Origin of the sequence: Methylobacterium variabile (assembly GCF_001043975.1) — a bacterium.
GTDB lineage: Bacteria > Pseudomonadota > Alphaproteobacteria > Rhizobiales > Beijerinckiaceae > Methylobacterium > Methylobacterium variabile.
Genome location: NZ_LABY01000334.1, coordinates 1 through 6102 on the forward strand (window position 1 = coordinate 1; position 6102 = coordinate 6102).

A 6102-nucleotide genomic window follows, 5' to 3' on the forward strand; every position below is an offset into this window, starting at 1 on the left:
AATGCTTAAGCGAAGTGGTATAAGGAAGGGGATATCGTCACGCTTCCGGCATCGTCCACGAGCGGCTCCGCCTTCGCGACGATCTACGACAGACATCCGCTCGCCCACGTCGACCTGGAGGACGACGACTCGTTCATCGCGGGCCTGCGTGACCTGCATCGGCGTGTGGTGGCGAAGGAGGAGTCCGGGGTGTTCTCTCCCGCCCACTTCGAACCTACGAAGGCGGCCGAGACCGATCGCGGGCTCGGCAACATCACGCACCTGCGCGGGATCTGGCTCGACAACGATGGCGGCGACCTCGACCATGCCGAGTTCGCGGCCCTGTTCCCCTACTTGCGCGTGGTGGCCTGGAACACGGCGTCGTCGACACCGGAGGAGCCGCGCTGGCGCGCGTTCATCCCGACCGACTGCGCGCTGTCGATCGAGGTGCAGATGATGGGCAAACCCGCGCGAAGGCCGCGCGAGAGGCCGCCTACCGCTTCCTTGCGGCATTGGCTGGCGATCTGCCCGGGTTCGAGGTGGTGATCCGGGCACTCTTCGCCGGGGATGCCGAAAGCTATGCCGACCGCATGATGGGATGGCCCCCGGACATCCGAGCCCATGCGCTGAAGCTTGCAGCCCTCGCCTGAGCCATCAACTGAAGTTTCGGCCGAGCAACGTCAGCTTCCGCGCGCGGGATGAAGCTCCCCGTCGACCGTTGCCCAGGATCTTCACGCCCTCGACCCCGCGCCGTTGCTGGTCCCCGACGAGACGGGGAACCCGCTCCCGGGAGGCTCCTCAGGGCTCCGGCGCTCCTCGATGCCGCCCTCAAGGTCGCTGATCCAGCATGACGTGGCCGACGAGACATTCGAGGATCTTAGCGGACATTTTCCGGAACAACGCGGTCTTTGCAAAAATAAATAAATTGCAGCAACGACAAATTTATTGTATCTTTGCTCAATATACTGCTCAGGGTGATCGCAAGATCCTGATGGCTGGCCCGGCCAAGGCACTATCCCGGAGAATGAGGTGCTTGGACGCGTGAAGGCGTCGGCCGTAGACGGGACGGATGAGGTAAGAGCGGATCGATCAGGCGGACGGTCCGATGAAGTTGGGCAACGGACGACCCCTGAGCCAGATTTCTGGCGAAAGGTACGCAAATGATGATCCATGCCGTTGTAGAATTTCGGCTGGATCATGTGGAGGTCGAGTTCGTCAATGCGCTCGATCCCACGAAGGCCCCGAAAGGGGCGACCGTCATGGCATTCAAGCACCAGCATTGGGCAAGACCCGGTTGAGAAAGGATTCCGACACTTCGTCGTCGAGCACTCACCCAGACCATCCCGACCAAGCAAGTTTCAAGGGTGTGCCAGAGATAGGGCTGCAAAGCAGGTACAGGGTGACCGCCTGCCTCTGAGAAATCCGAGTAAGTAGCTGATTGACCGTTTCCGACTCAGTGCGAACGAACTAACATCTCCTCTTCCACATCGCTTTTTTGTTGAGTGTTGTGGAGGGGGAGAAAGCGTAGGATCTAGCGCGAGACGAGAGTGATTGTTCCAGAAGCACTTTGAGAACGAGTCGCAGACGAAGCAGTTCCTCCATCACCTGCGCCTGAAGTCCTCGGCGAAGGCGCGCAAGCGCTGCAGCCGAGGGCGAAGACGCCCGGTGAGGTCGGAGCCGAAGGCGTAGATCTCGCCGCGACGAAGTTCGAGACCATGAACTCAAACTCAAGCAATTCGCGCGAGAAGTGCGTCGACATCAGCCCTGGAAAAAACCAACACCGAGTTCGCCCACAATCATAACGAGGACGTGGCGGTGAATAGGCTCTTCGCCCGTCCAGAGCAGGGCGACAGGCTCGGCCCGTGAGTTCTTCGAGCGAAATTCGTTCAACGAATTTCGCATTGACTTCTGAGTCCTGGGAGAAGAACGCGCCTTCGGGGCCAGTCAGATCGCGCTCGTGTCGGGCCGCCCCTCGGGCGTGGCCTTCACCCACGCTTCTTTGCGCTCGCTGTAGCGATCAACGAGGTAGTCGGAACGCTCCCGCGTGAGCAGCGTGAACTTGAACAACTCCTCGACGACGTCGACGATGCGGTCGTAGTAGGCGGACGGTCGCATGCGACCTGCCTCGTCGAATTCCTCGTAGGCTTTCGCCACCGAGGACTGGTTCGGGATCGTAATCATCCTCATCCAGCGCCCGAGCATCCGCATCGAGTTCACGGCGTTGAAGGACTGCGACCCGCCCGACACCTGCATTACCGCGAGCGTGCGGCCCTGGGTCGGGCGCATGCCGCCGCTTTCCAGCGGCAGCCAGTCGATCTGGCTCTTCATCACTCCCGTCAGGTTGCCGTGCCGCTCCGGGCTCACCCAGACCTGCCCCTCGGACCACAGCGAGAGGTCGCGCAATTCTCGAACCTTCGGGTGATCGGCCGCCGCATCGTCCGGCAAGGGCAAGCCGTTCGCATGGTAGATGCGGGCCACCCCGCCCATACGCTCCAGGAGCCGCGACGCCTCGTAGGCAAGGAAGCGGCTGTAGGAGCGCTTCCTCAGAGAGCCGTAGAGGATCAGGAAGCGCGGCGCGTGCGTAAACCGCTCGCGCGGCTTCAAGTGCTCCGAGGTCGGCACTTCGAACACGGGCTCCAGCAGGTTCGGGAGGCCATCGGCAACGGTCAGGTCAGGCTTGTTCACGGGCACGCTTTCGTCTATTTATCAATAAGTGTTGAGATATTGAAAGAACCATGGACGAACGGCAAGCCCTAAACGCCTTCGCGGCGCTCTCGCAGGAGACGCGCCTGCGGCTCGTGCGCATCCTCGTCACCGCCGGGCCAGATGGGCTGACGGCCGGGACCTTGGCGACCGAGGTCGGCGCGTCGTCCTCGAACCTCTCCTTCCACACCAAGGAACTGGAGCACGCGGGCCTGATCCAGTCCCGGCGGGAGGGGCGCTCGACGATCTACAGCGCGGCCTTCCCGGCGCTCACGAACCTCATTGAATTCCTGATGAAGGACTGCTGCGGCGGTCGTCCGGAAATCTGCACCCCGGCAGTCGCGGCGCTCGCAGCCTGCTGCTCTCCCACGGAGGCCACGACCCATGGCTGAGCCAATCGACGTCGTCGTCTACCACAACCCCGCCTGCGGGACGTCCCGCAACACCCTGGCGATGATCCGCAACGCGGGCATCGAGCCGCACGTCATCGAGTACCTGAAGACGCCCCCGACATGGACGATGATCCGGGATCTCGCCACGCGGGCGGGCTTGTCGATCCGCGACCTGCTGCGTGAGAAGGGCACCCCCTACGCCGAACTCGGCCTGGGCGACCTGAAGCTCGACGACGAAGCGCTTCTCGACGCGATCGCCGAACACCCGATCCTGCTGAACCGACCGATCGTCGTGAGCCCCCGGGGCGTGCGCCTGTGCCGCCCATCTGAAGCAGTGCTCGACCTCCTCCCCGCCCCGCACGGCGAATTCGTGAAGGAAGACGGCGAGCGCGTCGTCGACGAGCACGGCCGTCGCGTCGCCACCGCCTGACCAAGAGCCGCCCTCATAGTCTTCGAACGCTACCTGACCCTGTGGGTCGCGCTCTGCATCGTCGTGGGCGTCGCCCTCGGCCACATCATGCCGGGCGTCTTCCACGCCATCGGCGCGGCCGAGGTCGCCAAGGTCAACCTGCCGGTGGCGCTGCTGATCTGGCTCATGGTCATCCCCATGCTGCTCAAGATCGACTTCGCCTCGCTGCGCCGGGTCGGGCAGCACTGGCGCGGGGTCGGCGTCACGGTCCTGGTCAATTGGGCCGTGAAGCCCTTCTCAATGGCCGCTCTCGGCTGGCTCTTCATCGGCTGGCTCTTCCGCCCCTACCTCCCGGCCGATCAGGTGGCCAGCTACATCGCCGGGCTCATCATCCTGGCGGCGGCGCCCTGCACCGCGATGGTGTTCGTGTGGTCGAACCTGACGAAGGGCGAGCCCCACTTCACCTTGTCGCAAGTCGCCCTGAACGACACGATCATGGTCGTGGCCTTCGCGCCCATCGTCGGTCTGCTCCTCGGCCTCTCGGCCATCACAGTGCCCTGGGGCACGCTGGTGCTGTCGGTCGTGCTCTACATCGTCCTCCCGGTGATCGTGGCGCAGGTCGTTCGCCGCTCGGTGCTGGCGTCGAGCGGTCAGGCGGCTCTCGATCGGGTGCTGAAGCCCCTTGGGCCGATTTCCTTGGTGGCGTTGCTCGCCACCCTCGTCCTGCTCTTCGGGTTCCAGGGCGAGCAGATCCTCGCGCAGCCGCTGGTGATCGCCATGCTCGCGGTGCCGATCCTGATCCAGGTCTACTTCAACGCCGGGCTCGCCTACATCCTGAACCGAATGGCGGGCGAGCAGCACTGCGTGGCGGGGCCGTCCGCGTTGATCGGCGCCTCGAATTTCTTCGAGTTGGCCGTGGCCGCCGCGATCAGCCGCTTCGGCTTCAACTCAGGGGCAGCACTGGCAACCGTGGTCGGCGTACTGATCGAGGTGCCGGTGATGCTGACGGTCGTCCACATCGTGAACCGCTCGAAGGGCTGGTACGAGCGCGGCGCCGCGTCTCGGGCGGATCTCAAGCCAGCCTCGCGCGAAGCCTGACGTCAAAACCCACGAGCTTGGTCCTGTCTCAGGGGCCACTTGCGCCCCCATGGTAGTCATAGGATCAACGATGCGAAGGGTCTGGGTTTGCCCCCATCCCTAGAGATTGACCTTCAGGCCGCGCGGCACTCCGCACGCGCGGCATCCTCAGCGGGAAGCCACACCTCAATCGGTGCAGAGGCGTCACCAAAATCGAGAATAAGCTGTTGCAGCCGCTTTGCGGGTGATGCCGCTGAAGCGGGCATGTCGAGGGTGTCGCCAATGGCCTTGACTGTACCGGACAGGACCAAAGCACCCAATGTCAGAGATACGAGAGAGTTCTCGGTGAATTTCTGCATCGCTCACCTGAAACACGGTTGTTCGTCGAACAAAGCTTGCGGCTCGGATCAGCGACATCAAGCCTGGACACGTAATTAACGTTGGTTTACTAGGTTGCACATACAACTGGCGGAAGGTCGATGCGGAGACGGTCTCGTTGTCAGTGGCTTTCTTCGACGGCCAGTCGGCAGGCGAGCCCGAAGAAGGTCACGGCCGCGAGGCGGTTGGCGATCGTCAGGAAGGTGGTGCTCGACGCCACCACTGCCCTGAAGTGCCCCACCACGACCACGACGAACCCGATCCAGGCTGCGGCCATGAGCGCCAGCGTCAGGCCGAGAACGAGGCTCTGAAGCGCGAGCGAACCTGCCTCCGGGCGCATGAACTGCGGGAACAGCGCCAGGAAGAACGCGATCATCTTCGGGTTGGCGAGGTTGTTGGCGAGTCCCTGGATGAAGAAGCGTCCGCTCCGTCCAAGTCGATCTCGAAGCGCAGGATCAAGGTCGAGCGTCGCAGGCGCCCGCCACGCCATGAAGGCGAGGTACAGGAGGTACAGGACGCCCACGATCTTCAGGGCCGTGAACGCGACCGGGAAGAGGAGGATGACTGTGGAGACGCCTACGCCTGCGAGAAGGGCATGGATGACGTTGCCGACCTGCGTCCCCACCAGCGTCATCAGGCCCGCGGCGGTTCCCGAGGCGAGCGTGCGCGAGAGGATCAGCACCGTGTCAGGTCCCGGCGAGAGGACGAGTACCACGGCCGTGGCGAGGAACAGGGCGTAGGAGTGCAGGTCGAGCATGAAGCGTCCCTGACAAGCAGGAGGTCAGGACCGCTGACCCATTTTGCCAGCGTTCGCAACTGCCGTGTGCTGAGGTCGGCTGTCCACCCGTTGCGGGCGGTCATCGGCGTCAGGAGGAGCATCGGGAGGTAGGCGCGCCCTCATGGGCTCGGTGCCATGTTTTCGTCGTCCAGCCGCAGCGACCATACCAGAGCGCCATTCTCGTCGGTGAGCCACACCAAGTTGGTTTCGTCGTCGAGAACGAAGTCCCCCTCGGCCAGGGCCTCCCCATGGCATCGGAAGCGCTGGCGGCCTTGATGATCCGCTCCAGCGTCACGTGATCCGTCACGAGGCCGTTCGGTTCGCGCCAGCCTCGGTGCAGCCGGAAAGTCTTCATCGGTGACCCTCTAGCTGTGAGCTTTCAGGAG

General features: G+C 63.5%; 7 protein-coding genes. 4 read left to right on the forward strand and 3 right to left on the reverse strand.

The annotated features are described in order from the left end of the window. Window positions 1-407 precede the first annotated feature (407 nt). Window positions 408-629: a DUF2239 family protein gene (locus VQ02_RS37800; protein WP_245239915.1), complete on the forward strand. Its 222-nt coding sequence runs from the start codon at window positions 408-410 to the stop codon at window positions 627-629. 1294 nt (window positions 630-1923) lie between these two features. Here VQ02_RS37800 and arsH read toward each other — a convergent pair. Then, window positions 1924-2664 (reverse strand): arsenical resistance protein ArsH, encoded by a 741-nt coding sequence (arsH, locus tag VQ02_RS32345; protein WP_048448374.1) that lies wholly within the window; start codon window positions 2662-2664, stop codon window positions 1924-1926. A 50-nt stretch (window positions 2665-2714) separates the two neighbouring features. On the opposite strand from arsH, the gene VQ02_RS32350 reads away from it, so the two are divergent. From VQ02_RS32350 to arsB, 3 genes are read left to right on the forward strand one after another with little or no spacing between them, the layout of a single operon-like run. Further along, entirely contained in the window at window positions 2715-3074 is a 360-nt protein-coding gene (locus VQ02_RS32350; protein WP_048448375.1) for an ArsR/SmtB family transcription factor, read from the forward strand. Next, window positions 3067-3504, forward strand: coding sequence for an arsenate reductase (glutaredoxin) (gene arsC, locus VQ02_RS32355; protein WP_209437098.1), 438 nt, complete (start codon window positions 3067-3069; stop codon window positions 3502-3504). The genes VQ02_RS32350 and arsC overlap by 8 nt, the downstream gene beginning before the upstream one ends. A 15-nt stretch (window positions 3505-3519) precedes the next feature. Continuing rightward, window positions 3520-4581 (forward strand): ACR3 family arsenite efflux transporter, encoded by a 1062-nt coding sequence (arsB, locus tag VQ02_RS32360; RefSeq protein ID WP_048448376.1) that lies wholly within the window; start codon window positions 3520-3522, stop codon window positions 4579-4581. Between the two features lie 113 nt (window positions 4582-4694). On the opposite strand, the gene VQ02_RS37805 is transcribed toward arsB, so the two are convergent. Together VQ02_RS37805 and VQ02_RS32365 are read right to left on the reverse strand one after the other, a co-directional pair. Beyond that, on the reverse strand, window positions 4695-4919 hold the full coding sequence (locus tag VQ02_RS37805; RefSeq protein WP_157080900.1) for a hypothetical protein: 225 nt from the start codon (window positions 4917-4919) through the stop codon (window positions 4695-4697). Window positions 4920-5059: 140 nt separating this feature from the next. Next, the gene (locus VQ02_RS32365; protein WP_048448377.1) at window positions 5060-5695 is read right to left on the reverse strand and encodes a LysE family translocator; all 636 of its coding nucleotides are present in this window, start codon (window positions 5693-5695) and stop codon (window positions 5060-5062) included. Window positions 5696-6102: the final 407 nt, after the last annotated feature.